Raw genomic sequence first — 17,662 nt, 5'->3', positions numbered from 1 at the left:
GCCGGTTCGGGCCCGGCGGTCAGGTGGAGGTGGGGAACCGCCACTGCTGGTTGTGGTCGTCGCCGTCCAGGCAGGTCCACTGGTGGATGATCGCGCCGTCGTCGTGGGAACGACCGCTGACGTCCACGCACTTGCCGCTGTAGCGGTTCTTCAGCTTGAAGAACTCGGGGACGGTCTGGGTGGCGACGTACTCCCACAGCTGGCTGTTCGTCTCGCCGCAGCGGAACTGCTGCAGGCGCGCGCCTTCGGCCTTCGAACCGTCGAAGACGTCGAGGCACTTGCCGCTGTTGAGGTTCTTCAGCTTCCAGTTGCCGCCGCCGCGGTACTCGAAGGTCCACTTCTGGTTGGCGTCGTTGTCGAACCGACAGCTCCACTGGTGGACGACGGCGCCGTCGTCCTTCGACCACGCCTCGACGTCGGCGCACTTGTCGGTGAGCCGACTGACGAGCTTGGTCGGGCCGGACGGCGGCGCCGCGGCCTTCGGGGCGGCCGGGGCCGAGGCCATGAGCAGGGGCAGGGTGAGCGCGGCGAGCGCGGTCAAGGTGCGCATCCGAGTCTTGGTCACGGGCCCGGTTCTAAGGGCCCGCCCGCCCCGCCCACAAGACGTCCCGCACGCCGACCACCCGTATGGGGGCCCCGATTCGCAGAAGAAACGGCACTCCAGGAGGGGTCAGTGGCTCGTGACGCGGCGCAATCCCGCGTCATGGCCCATCCACTCCCACCCGCCCTGTCGGCCTTCCTCCGCCGGGCCCAGGGTGACCCGGACGAGGGTCCTTCCCTGGTGCTGTTCGCGCCGTACCGACAGGACCCGCAGGTCGGTGCGGTCAGGCACGATCGCTTCGGCCTCACCGCTGCTCGACACGTTCAGGGCGGTGCTCAGCGACCGCGTGGGCACGCCGTCGAAGGTGTACAGCACCCGCTCCGAGCCGTGGCCCTCGCGGTGGTCGAAGAAGGCCGCGGCCTTCGCCTCCGACGTCGAGACCGAGGTCGGCGACTGGGTACGGAGCAGGTCACCCTGTTGGTGGGTGAACCGTCCGGACAGCACCTCCGCGCGGTAGTAGGGCTTGCTCCGTGCGGGTGTGCCGGGGAGGCGGAACGCCCTGCGGAAACGGTCGACCAGCTGGCGCGGCGTCATCCGGAGGAACTCCGAGAAGACGGGCTCCATCAGCCGGATGTCGGCCTCGCGGTCGCAGTCGGCGAGGGTCTCGCGCAGCTCGGCGGCCACCTCCTTGGCCGTGGGCGGCTGCAACCCGGCACCGCTCAGGTCGTCGCGGTTGCAGAGGCGGAACACCTGGGAGATGTAGGCGGAGCCCAACTCCGTTCCGTAGAACCACGCCTCCGCCCGGTCGCGGACCTGCTGCTCGTACTGCTGCTTGCCCTGCTCCTGTTTGGCGACGGCCTGTTGGTGCGCACTGGTCTTCTGCTTCTGCTTCTGCTGCGCCCACTCGAACAGCTGCCGGGCGAGGCCCTCCCGCCCGCCGCCCTGCCGGTACCCGTACTGACTGCAGAAGCCGCTGGCGGACGCGAACGGACCCGCCGACCGCAGGTACGCCTGGGCGTCCTTCTCGACTTGCTTCGCCTTGTTCTGGGCCTTCTTCGCGCTCTGCTTGCCCGTGTACTCCAGGCGGACCTGGTTCTGGTGGTTGATGTACATGGCTGGTCGCCTTCGGTGTGGACGATGGGGACGGGAGGGAGGCCGTCCCCATCCACCGTCACACGCCGCCCCCTTCCCCGGTTCACCCGATCGACCGTGGCACAAAGACACTCCCTGTCACCCTTGGGCCGGTGCGCCGCGGCGACGACCCGTCAGCGGGGGCCCAGGAGGCATTCCTCCAGGAAGGCCAGGACCCGCAGGTGGTAGGCGGTGGCCGTGTGGCCCAGGCTGATGTTGTGGCCCGCGGCGGCCAGGTGGTCGACGACGACCCTCGGGGCCGCGGTCAGGCGGGCGGTCATGGCCGTCAGGGCCGCTTCGGACAGGTCCCACCAGGCCTCGTGCTGCGCGAAGGTGAGGCGGACGGGGACCCGGACCTCGGGGGCCAGCTCCTCGAACTGGCGCGGCCACCACATGGTTTCCGCCGACTCGCGCGGCGGGGTCGGCGCGAGCAGGGCGCGGCTGGCCTGGAAGGTGCCGCGCGGGTAGAGCCCGAGGGGGCCCCAGTTGAGCTTGGTGGCGCCGCCGCCCAGGGTGGACGGGAAGTGCAGGGCGGCGGGGTCGTAGTGGAACCCCACGCCGGAGGCGTCCAGGCCCAGTAGGGGCGGTGCGTCCGCGCCTCCGGCGGCCGTGTGCAGGGCGACCTTGCCGCCGTCGGAGTGGCCCAGCAGGAAGACCCCCGCGCCCAGGTCGTGCGTGCGGGCGTGTTCCTTCAGGGCGGCCCGGAGGGTCTCCGCCTGGTCGGCCAGGTTCTGCCCCTCGGGGAGGTCGTGCGCCGAGTCGCCGTAGCCGGGGCGGTCCACGGCCAGGACGGCGTGGCCGAGGCGGGTGGCCAACGGGGCGAAGGCGTCCCAGTACCCGGCCCGCATGCCGCGGCCGTGGATGGCCAGGATGGTGGCGCGGGGCGCGCCCCGCGCGGGGAGCGCGAGCCGCGCGGAGAGCCGGATCCCGGCCCCCGTGAGCGCGTACTCGGTGAGCGCGTGCTCCGTGGACGTGTGCTCCGTGGACATCTGCTCCACCGGCGCGCTCATCGGACGGCCAGGTCTTTGCGGGCGCCGACCACCGCGTCCATCCACCCGATCGCCGAGCGGGTGCGCAGCAGCGAGGTCCCGACCAGGAGGCCGGCGAAGCCCGCGTCCAGGAGTTCGGCGGCGGTCGCGGGGCCGTTGATGCCGCTGGCGCTGACCGGGGCCGGGGTGCCCGTCGCGCGGACCACGGGCAGCAGGTCGAGGCTGCGGTGCAGGTCACCGGCGTCGCGTTCGCGCGTCTTGATGTCCTTGTTGTTGACCGCGATCACGCATTCCTCGGGGTGGTGGATCCCCTCCAGCTCCGCCTCGGTGGTGATCTCGACGAAGGGCGTCAGCCCGGCCAGCAGGCACTCCGTGACCAGGGTGCGCATGCTCGACTCGGGCAGCAGCGCGGCCGTCAACAGGACGGCGGAGGCGCCGAGTTCCTTCGCCCCGCGGATCTGGTCCTTGCGGGTGATGAAGTCCTTCTGGAGCAGCGGCAGGTCGGTCATCGCGGCGACGTCGCGCAGCAGGGCGGGCGATCCGCCGAACCAGCGGCCGGTGACCACCGAGATGCAGGGAGCACCGGCGCTCTCGTACGCGCCGACGATCGCGGCCGGCGTGCGGCCGCCGAGGAGGTCGTAGCCGTGCGCGTCGCGCCGCTTGACCTCCATCACCACGGGGGTCGGGGAGTCGAGGAGGGCCTCGAGGAAGGGGAAGCCGGTCCGGTTCTGCTTCGTCATCGCGACAGCTCCAGGTCAAGGGGAGGAGGTGAGGCCGGGAGGGGTGCGCCAGGCGCGGGCCAGGGCTGCGATCTCGGGGATCCCGAAGGATCCGGTGGTCCGGTCGCGGGCCGCGGTGTCCACGTCGATCCCGCGGAAGCCGGGGTGGCGCACGACCTCGTCGTAGGCGGGCCGGTTGGCCGGGTCGAGGCCGCCGGCCAGCAGGAAGGGGCGGGTGAGGCGGGGCAGCAGGGCCAGTACGTCGGCCGGGTCGAGGGTGCGGCCGGTGGAGCCGATGCGGCCGTCCTCGGTGGCGGTGTCGAGGAGGAAGAGGTCCGTCCCGGCGCGTTCGTAGGCCCCGATGAGCGGGCGCTCGACGCAGCCGCCGCCGCCCGGGGTCACGTGCAGCACCTTGACGATGCCGACCTCCGCCGGGAGCGCGTCGCGCAGCGCCCGTACGACCGCGGGCGGTTGGTAGGCGTGGAGCTGGATCCAGCCGACCCCCGTGCGGCGGGTCAGCTCCGTCAGTTCCCCGGTGTCGGCCAGGAAGGTGACCAGGACCGGCAGGAGGCCGGCCGACCGGGTCGCCGCCGCGAGGGCCGCGAAGTCGTCCCGGTCCAGCTCGCGGGGGCCGCCGGGGACGCCGTGCCAGAGCCCGACGCAGTCCGCCCCGGCGGCCGCCGCGGCCTCGACGTCCCCCGGCGCCGTGGCTCCGCAGACCTTGAGCAGGGTCCGGGCCAGGGTGGCCGCCGAGGGGGCGGCCGCGGGGGCCGGGGAGGCCGTGGTCATTTGCCGAGTCCCAGCATGGAGGCGATGCGGTTGTACTGGATCTCGTTGGTGCCGGAGTAGATGGTGCCGCCCACGGCGTTGCGGACGTCGATCTCCAGCCCGTACTCGGCCATGTAGCCGTGGCCGCCGAAGACCTGCACGGCGGTGAGGCTGGTGGCGAGGTTGCTCTCGCTGGTGACGAGCTTGGAGATGGCGAGGTCGACGGTGATGTTCTCGCCCGCCTCCAGCTTCTCGCCGGTGTCGTAGAGCCACTTGCGGGCGGTCTCCAGCTGGATCTTCGTGTCGACGATCTTGTTGGCGATCGACTGGTAGGAGCCGATCGACTTGCCGAAGGACCTGCGCGTCTTGGCGTACTCGACGCACCGGTCGAGGCGGTGCTGCATCTCGCCGACGTTGACGATGAAGGAGTAGAGGATCTCCCGCTTCATGACGTGGTCCAGGACCATGAAGCCGCCGCCGACCCGGCCGAGGACCGCCGTCCTGGGGACCCGTACGTCGTCGAAGAAGAGCTCGCAGAGCGGCGAGGTGCGCAGCCCCATCTTCTTGAGCGGCTTGCCCGCGGTGATCCCGGGGGTGTCGCGGTCCACCAGGAACGCGGTGGTGCCCAGCGGTCCGCCGTCCGGATGGGTGCGGGCGTAGACCACGATCACGTCCGCGACGGGGCCGTTGCTGACGAAGACCTTGCTGCCGTTGATGACGAAGTCGTCGCCGTCCCGGACCGCCCGCGTGGTCATCGCCATGGCGTCCGATCCGCCCTCGGCCTCGGTGATGGCGTGGGCGCCGATCGCCTCGCCCGAGGCGATCAGGGGCAGGTAGCGCTCCTTCTGCTCCGGGGTCCCGAACTGCTGGACGGGGATTCCGGTCGAGCAGATCGAGGTGGTGACGGAGAAGCTGAGACCGGAGTCCCGGTTGTACTCGCCGAGCCCCTCCAGCACGTACATGGTGGTGAGGACGGACTGGCCGAGGCCGCCGTACTGCTCGTCGAAGGGCAGGGAGAGGATGCCGGTCTTCTGGACGAGCTTCCACTTGTCGTCCGAGAAGGCGGACTTCTCGTCGAGCTCGATGTGGTCCGCGCTCAGGGCGTCTCCCCATCGCTCCAGGCCCTCGCGCAGGTCTGCCTGGTCGGAATTCCAACGGATCACGACGGACCCCTTTGAATAGTGGTGTGTCTGCGGGTTCCGGGCCGCCCGGGTCTGCCGAAGGGCAGGTGGTCCCGGGCGGCCCGCGGGCGGTTCAGTAGGCCGAGGAGCTGTGGGCGTCGAGGTTGTGCACCTCGTTGCCGCGCAGGGCGGGCGAGAAGACGCAGACCAGGCGCAGGTCCTCGTCGGGGCTGGCGACCAGGAAGTGGGCGTCGTGCTGGTCGAGCGCGTACATCCGGCCGGGGACGATCTCGTGCGAGGTGCCGTCGAGCTCGATGACCTCGCCGGAGCCGGCGATGCAGTAGCACGCCTCCAGGTGGTTGACGTACTCCAGGCGGGACTTGGTGCCGGCCAGCACGACCGTGTCGGTCAGCGTGTAGCCGAGGCCGTCCTCGGCCAGGAGGAAGCGGCGGCTCAGGCCGTTGCCCCACTCGACGGTCTTCACGGACTCGATGTCACGAACGATCATGGCGAACTCCTGAGGTGTGAGGGCGAGCGGAGGGGGACGGTACGAGCGGTACGTTCGAGCAGGTCAGGCGGGTCGAGCGGGTCAAGCGGTCACGGTGGTCGGCAGGACCGAGCGGACGAACTCGCGGAAGGCCGTGGGCACGTCGCGCCCGTCCTGCTGGGCCCGTTCCACGGCGGCCACGGCGGCCGAGCCGATGATCGCGGCGTCGGCGCCACTGGCTCCGACGGCCGCCACGTCCTGGCGGGTGTTGACCCCGAAGCCGACCGCGATCGGGGCCCCGGTGTGCGCCCGCAGTGCGGTCACGGTGTCGGCGAGGGCGGCGTGCCCGGTGGCGGGGGCCGTGCCGCTGCGCCCGTAGTGGGCGACGAGGTAGAGGTAGGCCGAGGCGGCGGCGGCCGCCTGCGCCCGGGTGTCGGCGGGGCTCTGCGTGTAGCAGGTGGTCACCACCGGGAGTCCGGCCGCGGCGGCCGTCTCCAGGTGCTCCGCGCGGAGCCGGGGCGGCAGGGCGTGGACGAGGAGTCCGTCCGCGCCCGACGCGGCGATCTCGCGGGTGACGGAGCCGAGGTCGCGGTCCCCGAGGGAGTACCTCCAGTCGGTGAGCAGGGCGATCCGGGTGTGGTTCAGGTGCGGCCGTACGTCCGCCACGAAGGCGAGTACGTCGTCCAGCGCGGCCCCGCCCCGCTCCAGCGCCCGGCGCGCGGAGCGCCGGATGACGGGGCCGTCGGTGACCGAGTCCGGGAAGGGCACGGCCAGTTCGAGGCAGTCCACGCCCTCCTCGTCCAGCATCAGGACGAGGTCGCGCAGGACCGGGAGCGGCGGGTCGCCCGCATTGAGGAAGAGGGCGAGTCCGGGGGCGCCGTCGGGGGTCCGGCGCCCCGGGAAGAAGGGGGCGGGGAGCCGCGTGGGGCTCGTGGTGTCAGGCACGGGACACCGCCCGGGTGCGCGCCGCCGGAGCGGGCTTGGGGGCCGCGGCCATGCGCTCGGCCAGGTCCCGGGCGGCGCCCGAGACGATCGCGCCCTGGGCCAGGGCGACCGCGGAGGGCCAGTCGCGGCGGGTGCCCTCGGCCACCAGCAGGGCCGCGGCCCCGAGGGCGACCGTACGGCTGGCCACCGCGCCCGCCGTGCCGGAGAGCACGGAGAGGAAGTGCGAGACGGCGTCGGCGGGGTCGGCCACCGGCCGCAGGTCCCCGAAGGAGCCGTCGCCCGGGGCGAGTTCGCCGGGCCTGATGATCCGGGTCATGGCACGCTCCCCGTAGACGGTGTTGGTGGCGAAGGGCAGCAGCTCGTCCGCCCCGGTGTCGTTCGCGGTGAGCCAGATCCGCCGGGTGAGGGTGGACGCGGCCAGTCGGCGCAGGGTCTCCAGCGGTGCGGCGGCGGAGACGCCGGTGATCTGGGCGGCCACCGGCAGGTCGGCGAGGAAGGGGCCGAGCGCGTTCAGGAAGCGCCCGAAGGGCTTCATGCTCAGCGGGGCCACGATCCGCGCCAGCCGGGTCAGTTGCGCCGGGTAGACGAAGGGCCCGGCGAAGGCGATCCCGTACTCGGCGAGGGTGTCCTCGGTCTGGGCATAGGAGGAGGTGAGGCGGACCCCGAGCCGTTCCAGCAGGTCGACGGAGCCGAGCGAGCTGGTGTAGGCGCGGGAGCCGGTCTTGACCACCTTCACCCCGGCCGCCGCGGCGACGAAGGCCGAGGCGGTGGAGATGTTGAAGGTGCGGGGGCCGCCGCCGGTTCCGACGACGTTGACGGTGCCCTCCCAGGGGCCCGTCACCGTCGTCGGCGGACGGCGCTCGGCGAGCGAGTCGAGCAGGTGGCGCAGGGTGTCGTGGTCGGGGAGCCGGCTGGTCAGCGAGGCCAGCAGGCCGACGACCTGCGCGGTGTCGAGGCCGCCTTCGGCCAGCAGGTCCCACCAGGAACCCCAGGTGTCGCGCCCGATCGGTGCCTGCTGTTCCAGCAGGCCGGTGAGTGCCTCGTGCACGGTCGCTCCCCCTCCCTCATCCTTCTCGGTGGTTGGCTCAGGCCGCCGCGCGGGCGTCGGCGACGAAGTGGTCGATCGCCTCCACGCTGCGGAAGTTGTTCGGGTCGAGGTCGGCGTCGCCGACGGCCAGTTCGAAGCGGTCCTCGACCCAGGCGATCAGCTTGAGGACGCCGAGGCTGTCGATGACCCCGTCGTTGAGGAGGTCGTGGTCGACGGCCAGCTCGGCGGGGGCGGTGCCCGGGAGGAACTCGGTGATGACGAAGTTCTTGATGGTGTCGACGTTGCTCATGACGGGATTCCTTCGGCGAGAGGGGCGGTGGCGTGGGCAGAGGCGGTGACGGGAGCTGAGGGTGCGGTGACCGGCGCGAGGCGGTCGAGCGCCTTGCGGTCGACCTTTCCGGTGGCCGTCTTCGGCAGCGGCTCGTCGGTGAGCGTGAGCTGCGTCGGGACGGCGTTCCTGGGCAGGTGCCGGGCGCAGTGGGCGCGCAGGGCGAGGACGGAGAGGGTGGATCCGGGGACCCGCTGGACCGCGGCGACGAGCTTCTTGCCGGCGATCGGGTCGGGCAGGGCGCTCACGCCCACTTCCTGGACCTCGGGGTGTTCCTGGAGGACCCGCTCGATCTCGGCGGTGTTGACGGCGACCCCGCGCACCTTGACCTGGAAGTCGGTGCGTCCGGTCAGGTGCAGGGTGCCCTCGGCGTCGCGCCGTACGAGGTCGCCGCTGCGGAACCAGCGGCGGTCGTCCAGGCCGAGCGGGTGGCCGGTGAACTTGTCGGCGTGCCGGGTGCGGTCGAGGTAGCCGCGGGTCTGGAAGGGGGTGGAGACGTACAGCTCCCCGCTTCCGGCGCCTTCGACGACCGCGCCGGTGACCGGGTCCAGGACCAGGGCGTGCACCCCGGGGAGCGGGCGGCCGATGGGGACGGGCGGGAAGGCGGTGGTGGAGGTGTCCACCTCGTGGATGAAGCTGTCGTTGGTCTCGGTGCATCCGTAGATGTTGTGGATGCGGGCCTTGGGGAAGAGCGTCGGCAGGGCGGCGAAGGTGCGGTCCGCGATGGCGTCGCCGGTGAACATCACGTGCTCGACGGTCTCGAAGCTGGAGCCCGTCTTGGCGGCCGCGTCCTGGAGCAGTCCGAAGGCCATGGGCACGGCCTGTACGACGTGCACCTCGTGCCGGTCGACCAGGTCGAGCAGGTGGCGGCCGTGGGCGGCGAGGGCGGGGTCGACCAGGACGGCCCTGCCGCCGCGGGCCAGTGTGGTCCACACGTCCAGCAGGCACAGGTCGAAGTTGAGGGGGGCGTAGTTGAGGACGGTCCGGTCGGGGCCGATCTCGAAGGCGGACCCGGCCCAGGCGACGAACCGGTCCACCTCGTCCCGGCCCAGCGGGACGATCTTCGGCAGGCTGGTGGAGCCCGAGGTGGTGAGCATGAAGGCCACCTCGGCGGCCTCCTGCGGGGGCAGCGGCTGGGCCGCCACCTCCGGGTTGGGGCCGACCCGGGCGTCCTCCCCGCCGGGGGCGAGGACGTGGCGGCACCCGGCCTGGGCGAAGAGGTCGGCGAGCAGGGTGTCCGCGAGGGCCGGGGACGGCAGCATCACCGGGCGGCGGGCGAGCAGGGCGGCGAGGACGAGGGCGACGGTGGCCGGGGACTTGTCGGCGAGGACGCCGACCGGCTCGCCGGGGGCGAGGGCCAGGCGGGCGAGGCGGTCGCGTTCGCGGCCGGCGAGGTCGTACAGCTGGCGGTAGGTGGTCTCGGCCCCGTTCAAGACGAGGGCGGTGGCGTGCGGCCGGTCGTGGACCTGGGTCAGGAATCCGGCGACGAGGCCGGGGGCGGGGCTGTGCTGGCTGCTCACGGCAGGTCACCTCCTTCCGGTACCGGCGGCGCGGCCGTGGCCGGCCCCGCGATCTCGACCCAGCCGCTCTTGACGGCCGCGCCCTTGGGGGTCTTGCAGGTGAAGCGGACGACCCGGGCCTCGGCGTCGGGCTGCAGGACGATGTCCAGCGGTACGCCGGGGGGCACGGGGGCCGAGAAGCGGCAGCCGAGGCCGCGCACCCGGCTCGCGTCGCCGTCGGCGAAGCGGTCCACGGCCTCCTCGACGGCGAGGGCGACCACGCTCATGCCGTGGGCGATGACCGTCTCGAAGCCGGCCGCGCGGGCGGCTTCGGGGGCGAGGTGGATGGGGTTGAGGTCGCCGGAGGCGTGGGCGTAGGTACGGATCCGGTCGGTGGTCAGTTCGTGCGTCACGGTCTGCGGCGGGCCCGCGCCGAGCGGGGTGGGGGCCGGGGAGCCGCCCGCGATGTCGCCGAAGGGCTCCAGCAGGGTGGCGCCCACCAGCAGGGCGGAGATGACCAGCTCGGCGAAGGGTTCCGGTCCGGTCCGGCCCTCGCCCTGCCCGGTCAGCCGGACCCGCAGGGCGATCCGGGCGCCGCGCGGCTCCTTGCGGATCCCGAGGACCTCGAGCCGTACGGTGACCTCCTCGCCGGGGCGGACCGGGCGCAGGACGCGGATGTCCTGGCCGAGGTGGACCACGGAGATCGGGCCCGGCTCGGCGGCGGTCAGCTCCGCCACGGTCTGTTCGGCGACGGTGTGGGCGAGGACGAAGGGGTGGACGGGCGAGGCCAGTCCGGGGGCCGCGGGGGCCAGGCCCGGGCGGGCGGCGGCCCGGTAGCCGGTGACGTCGGCCTCGGTGACGGTCAGGGTCCGCACGGGGGCGGGCAGGGCGAGGAGCGTCATACCGGCGTCACCACCACGGAGGAGTTGTGGCCGCCGAACCCGAAGGAGTTCGTGATCGCGGGCCCCGACGGGACGGCGCGGGGCGCGCCGTGGACGACGTCGATGTCCATTCCTGGCTCCAGCTGTTCGAGGTTGGCGGTGGGCGGTACCTCGCGGTGCCGCATGGCCTGCACGGTGGCGATGAGTTCGACGGCGCCGGCGGCGCCGATGAGGTGGCCGATGACGGACTTGGGGGCGGTGACGGGGGGCTGCGCGGTGCCGAACACCTTGGTCAGGGCGGCGGCCTCGGAGCGGTCGTTGTAGGGGGTGGAGGTGCCGTGCGCGTTGACGTGCACGATGTCGGTGGGGTCGAGGCCCGCGTCGGCGATGGCCCCGGCCATGGCGGCGGCGGCTCCGGCGCCGTCGGGCAGCGGCATCGCCAGGTGGTGGGCGTCGGCGGTGGCGGCGTACCCGGCCACCAGCCCGTAGGTCCTCGCCCCGCGGGCCCGGGCGTCGTCGAGGCGTTCCAGGACGACGAACCCGGCGCCCTCGCCCATCACGAACCCGTCGCGGTCCACGTCGAAGGGACGGGAGGCGTGCTCGGGGTCGTCGTTGCGCAGCGAGACGGCGTTGAGGTTGCCGAAGCCGGCCAGGGTGACCGGGGTGAGCGTGTGCTCGCAGCCCCCGGCGATGACGAGGTCGGCGCGGCCGGTCTGGAGCAGCATCAGGGCGTGGCCGATGGCGTCGGCGCCGCTGGCGCAGGTGTTGGCGACGGTGAGGGCGGGGCCGGTCCAGCCGAGTCGGATGGCGATCTGGGCGGCCGCCGCGTTGGGCATGGTCATCAGGGGCATGAGCGGGTTGACCCGGGCCGGGCCGGCCTCGGTGTAGTGGGCGGATTCCAGGTCGCTGGTGGCACGGCCGCCGACGGCGTTGCCGACGACGATGGCGGTGCGGCCGGCCTCGGCGGTCGGTGACCCGGCGTCACGGTGGGCGGCGAGGGCGGCGACCGTGCCGTAGTGGGCGAAGGGGTCCATCCGGCGGGCTTCCTTGGCGGGGACCAGCCCCGCCAGCTCCTCCAGGCCGCGGACGCGGCAGCCGATGCGGACCCGGTGGCGGCTGAGGTCGAAGTGGGTCAGCTCGGCCGCGGTGGACCGGCCGGTCCGCAGCGTGCTCCACAACTCGTCCGGGGTGCACCCGCCGGGGGTGACCACGCCCATGCCGGTGATGGCGACGGGCGGCTGCGCCGAACTGCCCCTGGACGATCCAGGCATGTCTCTCCTCGGTGACGTGATGTGCGGAAGCGGGGTCGGAAGGGGTGCCGGCCGAGCGCGGTCAGATGATCCGGCACTCGCGGGCGGACTTGATGAAGGCCTCGGCGGCGAAGTCGATGTCCGCCTTGGTGTGGGCGGCGGTGATGGCGATCCGCAGCCGGGCCAGGTCGTTGGGGACCGCCGGGGTGACCACGGGGAGGCCGATGACCCCGTTCTTGCGGCAGGTGGTCGCGTAGTCGTAGGCGGCCTCGTCGGACCCGGCGATGATCGGGACGACCGCGGTCTCGCTGTCGACGGTGCTCATCCCGGCCTCGTGGAGCATGCCGCGGAAGCGCGCCGACTCCTGCTGGATGAACTCGACCCGCTCCGGCTCGCGCTGGAGCACCCGCAGGGACTCCAGGGCGGCCGCGGCCTGGGCCGGTCCGAGGGCGGCGGAGAAGAGGAAGGGGCGGGCGGCGTACTTCAGGTGGTGGACGAGTTCGGCGGAGCCGGCGACCCAGCCGCCCATGGAGGGGATGGCCTTGGAGAGGGTGCCGAGCTTGATGTCGACCTTCACCTCGTAGTCGAAGTGCTCCTCGATGCCCTTGCCGGTGGCGCCGATGACACCGAGCGCGTGGGCCTCGTCGACCATCAGCAGCGCGTTGTGGGCGTCGCAGACCTTGCGCAGCTCCACGAGGGGGGCGATGTCGCCGTCCATGGAGTAGACGCTGTCGACGATGACCAGGCGGACGCCGGTGTCGGGGGCGGCGGCCAGGCGGCGCTCCAGGTGCGCCACGTCGTTGTGGCGGAAGCGGGTGACGGTGGCTCCGGAGAGCTTGCAGCCGTCGACGATGCTGGCGTGGTCGTACTTGTCGATGAAGACGGTGTCGCCGGGGCCGACGATGGCGCCGACGGTGCCGACGTTCGCCGCGTAGCCGGAGCCGAAGACCAGGGCCTTCTCGCGGCCCGCGAACCGGGCGACCTCCGCCTCCAGTTCCTCGTGCAGCGGGGTGGAGCCGGCCAGGGCGCGGACCCCGTGGTTGCCGGTGCCGTAGCGGTCGACGGCGGCCTTGGCGGCCGAAACCACCCGCTCGTCCCCGGCGAGGCCGAGGTAGCTGTAGCCCGACATCATCAGGAGCCGCTGGCCGTCCTGGTCCGCGTACGCCGAGTCCCGCTCCACCGTGTAGGCGACGAAGCTGTTCTTGCGGTTGGGCTCGTACTCCAGCGACGCTACGCGGTCCCTGAAGTAGGCCAGCTTCGGCTCCAGGCGGTCCCAGGCGGCGGATGCGTTCACGTGCTTCTCCTCGTCGTGATCGTCCGGCGGACCCGGAACTCCATCGGTGCCCCGCCGTTCTTCCGGCTGGGCTCTAGTGGAATTCCATTAACCCGCGGCGGCGCAATGGCGACGCAACAGCGGGACGCGAGCCGGGCGTTAGTCCCGCGCGAGCGGCGCTCCAGCCGTTTCCCGGGCGGGATTCCAGCGCTCCGCCAGTGGGTCTCGAATTCTGGGGTCCTTTCCTTCGACCCCGCTTCGACCTGGCATTTCATTCGCGAAGGAATGTTTGCCGGCCTCTGTTGACACACGGAGAAGGCCCGCAGGTATCTTCGGAACGCACGCGAACCAGGGGGACACGGCCGGAAGTCGACCGTTTCGGAGAGTGCATAGTGCTGATCAGACTCGTAGGTCTCGTCACGATCGAGCCGGACGGAGCCCCACCGCAGCACCTCTCCAGCGCCCAGGCGCAGGTGGCGTTCGCCCGGCTCCTCCTCGAACGGACGGGAGGCACCGAGCGTGACCAACTGGCCGAGACCGTATGGCCCGAGGGACTGCCCGACACCTGGGCCTCGGCGCTGCGCAGCGTCGTGAGCCGCGTACGGACCTTCGTCACCACCCCGCAGGACCAGCCCGGAGTGACGCCCCTGATCGCGCAGGGCGGCCGGTACGTCCTGCGCATACCGCAGGACGCCGCCGTGGACGTGGAGTGCGCGGAGACGGCGGTGGCGGAGGCTGCGGAGGCGTACGCGGAGGGGGCCTACGCGGTGGCCCAGCAGCTGGCCGCGGGGGCCGTCTCGAACCTGCGCGGCTCGTTCCTGCCCTCGCACGAGGGGGACTGGGTCAACGCGGTGCGCGAACAGCTGGAGGAGCTGCGGCTCAAGGCGCTGGAGACGGCGAGCCTGTCCTCGTCGGCGCTGGGCGACCAGCACCACGCCCTGCGCTACGCCGAGGAGGCGGTGCGCCGGGCCCCGTTCCGCGAGAGCGCGTACCGCTGCCGGATGGCGGCGCACACCCGGGCGGGCAACCGCGCGGAGGCGCTGCGCAGCTACCAGCAGCTGCGCGAGGTGCTGGCGGAGGAGCTGGGGATAGACCCGGCGCCGGAGACGGAGGCGGCCTACCTGGACCTGCTGCGCACGCCGGAGCCGCGGCCCGCGGCGCGGCCGTTCGCGGTCCTGGACCCCTTCCTGATGGGCATGTTCGAGGTGGACCGGGCGGCGGCCCCGCAGCCGTGCTCCCTCTCGGACCACGGCTGCGTGACGCACCCGACGGCGCCGACGACGGCGCCGAGCCCGGCGGCGTAGGGCCGGCGGCGCAGGTCCGGGCGGCGTAGGGCCGGGCGGCACAGGGCCGGGCCCGGCGGCGCAGGGCCCCGGGACCACGGGCACCCGCGAGGGGCCGCCACGCGCGCGGGTGGCGGCCCCTTCCGGCGTGCGCGGCGCACGCCGAACGGCCCCGGCCTCCCTGAGGGGGGCGGGGGCCGGGGCCGTTCGGCGTGGAGCGGTGGCTCAGGTGATGGACACACCGCTGTCGATGCTGATGACCTGGCCGGTCATGCAGTCCTGGTCCAGGAACAGACCGGCGCTGCGGGCGACCTCCTCGACCGTCACGAACCGCGGGATGGGGGCCTTGTCCTCCATGCCCTCGATCACCCGGTCCGGGAGGTCCTTCGTCATCCCCGTGATCATGAACCCCGGGGACAGCGCGTTCACCGTGACGCCGCGCCGGCCGCACTCCGACGCGAGCGTGCGGGTGAAGCCGATCAGGCCCGCCTTGGAGGCCGAGTACGCCGTCTGTCCGGCCGTCGCGATGATGCCCGACGGGGAGACGATGTTGATCACCCGGCCCCAGCGCTGGCGCAGCATGGCCGGGACCGAGGCCCGGGCCGTGTGGAAGGACCCGATCAGGTTGGTCTGGATGACCTGCGCCCAGTCCGTCGGGTTCTGCATCGCCATGAGGCCGTCCTTGCGGATGGCCCCGTTGTTGACGAGCACGTCGACGGGTCCGAGCCCCGCGGTGATCTCCGCGTAGATCCCCTGGACCGTTTCCCAGGAGCCGACGTCACCGGTCACCAGGACGGACGGGTTGGTCAGCTTCTCCTGCACCGCCAGCGCCGCGTCGCGCGAGCTGTTGTAGTGCACGGCGACCCGACACCCCAGGGCGTCCAGCTCCAGCGCCAGGGCCTGGCCCAGGCCGCCCGAGGCACCGGTGACGAGCGCGACCGGGGACTCGGGCCGCTGGCCCGCACTCTTGTTGCTCATGCTGCCGCACCGCCCCATTCCATCAGGATCGAACCCCATGTCATACCGGCGCCGAACCCGGCCAGCAGGACCTTGTCACCGGCCTTGATCCGGCCCTCGTCGAGGGCCTCCGCCAGCGCGATCGGAATCGAACCGGAGGCCGTGTTCCCGTACTTCTGGAGGTTGGTGATCAGCGCCTCCTGGCGCAGCCCGGTGTGGGACATGATCGAGTTGATGATCCGGATGTTGGCCTGGTGCGGCACCACGTGGTCCACGTCGGCCGCGTCCACCTTGGCGCTCTCCAGCGTCTCGCGCACCGTGCGGACGGTGTAGCGGACGGCGTTCAGGTAGATCTCGTTGCCGTTGATCTGCGCGTAGTGCAGACCTGCGGCGACGGTCTCCGCCGTGGTCGGCATCCGGCTGCCGCCCGCGAGCACCTTGAGGGATCCGGTGCACGAGCCGTCGGCGCCAAGGTTCCAGGCCTTCACCCGGTTCTCGGGGCCGGGCACGATGACGACCGCGCCCGCGCCGTCGCCGACGAGGATGGACAGGTCCCGGTCGGCCGGATTGGCCGTCAGGGTGTGGGTGTCGGAGCCGATCAGCAGGATCGGCCGCGGGTCGATCGCGATGAGGGCCATCGCGGAGACGAGTCCGTAGACGAATCCAGCGCACTCCGAGTTGACGTCGTGCGCGCTCCCGGCGATCCCCAGTTCGTGGTGGACGAACGCGGAGGTCGCCGGGGACGGCTGTTCGGGCGTCGCCGTGGCGACGATGAGGTGGGCGATGTCGGCGCCGGTGAGGCCCGCCTTCTCCAGGGCGCGCCGGCCGGCCTCGACGGCCAGGGAGACGGTCGTCTGCCCCGGGTCGACCGCCCGCCGCTCACGGATCCCGCAGCGGCTGACGACCCAGTGCTCGTCCACGCCGAAGCGTTCGGCGAGTTCCGCACTGGTGACGACGCGCTCGGGTACGGAGATGCCCCACCCGGTGATGTCGAAGCCGGTCACGTGGTTCCCCTCGTCCCTTGTTACGCCTGCGCCGGGACGAGCTCGACGATCTTCGCGTAGACATCGCGCAGCGTCGTCGTGTCGTCGAGGTCCGCGAAGAGCGACTCGTCGGCCGGGATGTGCGGGTAGGTGGTCTGGAATCCGTACAGCCACTCCATCAGGTCCAGCGAGTCGACGTCCGCGATGTGCTGGAGCGGGGCGTCGGGGCTGACCTCTGCGGCACCCGAAACGGCCTCGAGCTGGCTCGCCAGTTCTTCGATGGTGGGCAGCGACATGGGGTCGGTCCTCTCTCGGCAGTGCAACTCGGCAGTGCGTCTGTGTTTTCGACAGCGATGAAAACCCCGGGCCCGCAAGGAAGGCGCAACACGGACCGCCGACCCCCGCCGCGCACCCCCTTTTCCCAGCGGATTCGGACCGTGTTGCGCACGCCTTGCGCGTCATCGGGTTTCCTCGGACGCGAATTCAGATCGGACGGCCCCGCCGGACAGCCAGGGCCCTGCCGGACAGCCCAGGACAGCCAGGAATGAGGATCAGATGACAACGGTCGCCCCCAAGTCGGTGGACCCCGAGGTCGATGCGATCAGGCACCACTACGAGGTCAGCAACGATTTCTACCGGCTGCTGCTGGGCCCCACGATGATGTACTCCGGCGGCTACTGGGAGGACGGCGAGGACCTCGTCGCCACCCTCGACGAGGCGCAGGAGCGCAAGCTCGACAAGTTCGCGGAACTGGCGGGTGTCCGCGCCGGCGCCGCCCAGCGCGTGCTGGACATCGGCTGCGGCTGGGGCACGATGCTCAACCGCCTCACCACCGTCCACGGCGCGGAGCAGGCAGTCGGCCTGACCCTGTCGCGCACCCAGGAAGCCTTCATCGACGGGCTGAAGAACCCGCGGATCACCACGCTGGTCGAGAGCTGGGCCGACTACAAGGTCGCCGACGACAGCGAGAAGTACGACGCGGCGTTCTGCATCAACGCGCTGGAGCACTTCGTCTCCTCGGCGCTGCCGCCGAAGGAGCGCACCAAGCGCTACCGGTACTTCTTCCAGCAGGTCGCCAACACCCTCAAGCCGGGTGCGAAGTTCGTGCTGCACACCATGACGGCCGAGGCGCTGCCGATGAACCGCGCACTGCTGGACGACCTGAAGTTCCTGCAGCGGTCCGAGTTCAAGGACTGCCACATCCCGCACCTGCACGAGCTGGCCGCGGGCGCCGAGGGCCTCTTCGAGATCGACGAGATCGTCAACGAGCGCGAGTCCTTCGCGATGGCCTGCCGCGCCTGGCTGGTGCTGCTCGCCGAGCGCCGGGACGAGGCCGTCGCCCTGGAGGGCGAGGAGGTCGTGGCCCGCTTCGAGCGCTACCTCGACATCTTCGCGTACACGCTCGAGGACAAGTTCTTCAACAACTTCCGCGTGACCATCACGCGCCGCTAGGAGGCCG

General features: G+C 72.1%; 19 protein-coding genes. 2 read left to right on the top strand and 17 right to left on the bottom strand.

Annotated features, from left to right (window positions below; translation table 11 throughout):
- Positions 1 to 19: 19 nt before the first annotated feature.
- The 14 genes from ACFWAR_RS13600 to ACFWAR_RS13535 all read right to left on the bottom strand — a co-directional run bounded on the left by ACFWAR_RS13600 (position 20) and on the right by ACFWAR_RS13535 (position 13,001).
- On the bottom strand, positions 20 to 565 hold the full coding sequence (locus tag ACFWAR_RS13600) for an RICIN domain-containing protein (RefSeq protein ID WP_385776432.1): 546 nt from the start codon (positions 563 to 565) through the stop codon (positions 20 to 22).
- Positions 566 to 670: 105 nt separating this feature from the next.
- Entirely contained in the window at positions 671 to 1,654 is a 984-nt protein-coding gene (locus tag ACFWAR_RS13595; protein WP_385776430.1) for a hypothetical protein, read from the bottom strand.
- Between the two features lie 152 nt (positions 1,655 to 1,806).
- Positions 1,807 to 2,682: an alpha/beta hydrolase gene (locus ACFWAR_RS13590; RefSeq protein ID WP_385776428.1), complete on the bottom strand. Its 876-nt coding sequence runs from the start codon at positions 2,680 to 2,682 to the stop codon at positions 1,807 to 1,809.
- Complete coding sequence (locus tag ACFWAR_RS13585; protein WP_385776425.1) at positions 2,679 to 3,401, bottom strand: indole-3-glycerol-phosphate synthase; 723 nt, start codon at positions 3,399 to 3,401, stop codon at positions 2,679 to 2,681. The genes ACFWAR_RS13590 and ACFWAR_RS13585 overlap by 4 nt, the downstream gene beginning before the upstream one ends.
- A gap of 15 nt (positions 3,402 to 3,416) precedes the next feature.
- On the bottom strand, positions 3,417 to 4,169 hold the full coding sequence (locus ACFWAR_RS13580) for an N-(5'-phosphoribosyl)anthranilate isomerase (protein ID WP_385776424.1): 753 nt from the start codon (positions 4,167 to 4,169) through the stop codon (positions 3,417 to 3,419).
- Positions 4,166 to 5,311 carry an acyl-CoA dehydrogenase family protein gene (locus ACFWAR_RS13575; protein ID WP_385776422.1) on the bottom strand — a complete coding sequence of 382 codons (1,146 nt, stop codon included), beginning with the start codon at positions 5,309 to 5,311 and terminating at the stop codon, positions 4,166 to 4,168. Before ACFWAR_RS13575 ends, ACFWAR_RS13580 begins: the two co-directional genes overlap by 4 nt.
- Before the next feature lie 91 nt (positions 5,312 to 5,402).
- The gene (locus ACFWAR_RS13570) at positions 5,403 to 5,777 is read right to left on the bottom strand and encodes an ectoine synthase (protein ID WP_330335463.1); all 375 of its coding nucleotides are present in this window, start codon (positions 5,775 to 5,777) and stop codon (positions 5,403 to 5,405) included.
- 81 nt (positions 5,778 to 5,858) lie between these two features.
- A complete protein-coding gene (gene trpA / locus ACFWAR_RS13565; protein WP_385776420.1) occupies positions 5,859 to 6,701 on the bottom strand; it encodes a tryptophan synthase subunit alpha in 843 nt (280 codons plus the stop codon).
- On the bottom strand, positions 6,694 to 7,749 hold the full coding sequence (locus ACFWAR_RS13560) for a hypothetical protein (RefSeq protein ID WP_385776418.1): 1,056 nt from the start codon (positions 7,747 to 7,749) through the stop codon (positions 6,694 to 6,696). The genes trpA and ACFWAR_RS13560 overlap by 8 nt, the downstream gene beginning before the upstream one ends.
- Before the next feature lie 37 nt (positions 7,750 to 7,786).
- Positions 7,787 to 8,038 (bottom strand): phosphopantetheine-binding protein, encoded by a 252-nt coding sequence (locus ACFWAR_RS13555; protein WP_385776416.1) that lies wholly within the window; start codon positions 8,036 to 8,038, stop codon positions 7,787 to 7,789.
- A complete protein-coding gene (locus ACFWAR_RS13550; RefSeq protein ID WP_385776414.1) occupies positions 8,035 to 9,597 on the bottom strand; it encodes an AMP-binding protein in 1,563 nt (520 codons plus the stop codon). Before ACFWAR_RS13550 ends, ACFWAR_RS13555 begins: the two co-directional genes overlap by 4 nt.
- A complete protein-coding gene (locus ACFWAR_RS13545; protein ID WP_385776412.1) occupies positions 9,594 to 10,478 on the bottom strand; it encodes a MaoC/PaaZ C-terminal domain-containing protein in 885 nt (294 codons plus the stop codon). The genes ACFWAR_RS13550 and ACFWAR_RS13545 overlap by 4 nt, the downstream gene beginning before the upstream one ends.
- Complete coding sequence (locus ACFWAR_RS13540) at positions 10,475 to 11,728, bottom strand: beta-ketoacyl-[acyl-carrier-protein] synthase family protein (protein WP_385776410.1); 1,254 nt, start codon at positions 11,726 to 11,728, stop codon at positions 10,475 to 10,477. The genes ACFWAR_RS13545 and ACFWAR_RS13540 overlap by 4 nt, the downstream gene beginning before the upstream one ends.
- A gap of 61 nt (positions 11,729 to 11,789) precedes the next feature.
- Positions 11,790 to 13,001: an aminotransferase class I/II-fold pyridoxal phosphate-dependent enzyme gene (locus ACFWAR_RS13535; protein WP_385776408.1), complete on the bottom strand. Its 1,212-nt coding sequence runs from the start codon at positions 12,999 to 13,001 to the stop codon at positions 11,790 to 11,792.
- A 371-nt stretch (positions 13,002 to 13,372) separates the two neighbouring features.
- Between ACFWAR_RS13535 and ACFWAR_RS13530 the strand changes: the two genes are divergently transcribed.
- Entirely contained in the window at positions 13,373 to 14,284 is a 912-nt protein-coding gene (locus tag ACFWAR_RS13530) for a BTAD domain-containing putative transcriptional regulator (protein WP_385776406.1), read from the top strand.
- Between the two features lie 204 nt (positions 14,285 to 14,488).
- Here ACFWAR_RS13530 and ACFWAR_RS13525 read toward each other — a convergent pair whose 3' ends face one another.
- The 3 genes from ACFWAR_RS13525 to ACFWAR_RS13515 are packed head-to-tail and all read right to left on the bottom strand — an operon-like array spanning position 14,489 to position 16,499.
- Entirely contained in the window at positions 14,489 to 15,241 is a 753-nt protein-coding gene (locus ACFWAR_RS13525; protein ID WP_385776404.1) for an SDR family NAD(P)-dependent oxidoreductase, read from the bottom strand.
- Positions 15,238 to 16,224, bottom strand: a complete 987-nt coding sequence (locus ACFWAR_RS13520; RefSeq protein WP_385776402.1) for a 3-oxoacyl-ACP synthase III family protein — start codon at positions 16,222 to 16,224, stop codon at positions 15,238 to 15,240. The genes ACFWAR_RS13525 and ACFWAR_RS13520 overlap by 4 nt, the downstream gene beginning before the upstream one ends.
- 20 nt (positions 16,225 to 16,244) lie before the next feature.
- On the bottom strand, positions 16,245 to 16,499 hold the full coding sequence (locus tag ACFWAR_RS13515; protein WP_351050936.1) for a hypothetical protein: 255 nt from the start codon (positions 16,497 to 16,499) through the stop codon (positions 16,245 to 16,247).
- Between the two features lie 259 nt (positions 16,500 to 16,758).
- On the opposite strand from ACFWAR_RS13515, the gene ACFWAR_RS13510 reads away from it, so the two are divergent.
- Positions 16,759 to 17,655, top strand: a complete 897-nt coding sequence (locus ACFWAR_RS13510) for a class I SAM-dependent methyltransferase (RefSeq protein WP_385776400.1) — start codon at positions 16,759 to 16,761, stop codon at positions 17,653 to 17,655.
- Positions 17,656 to 17,662: the final 7 nt, after the last annotated feature.

The organism is Streptomyces sp. NPDC059917 (genome assembly GCF_042730635.1).
In the GTDB taxonomy this organism is placed as follows: Bacteria; Actinomycetota; Actinomycetes; order Streptomycetales; family Streptomycetaceae; genus Streptomyces.
This window is presented reverse-complemented; position numbering and strand designations above follow the sequence as displayed.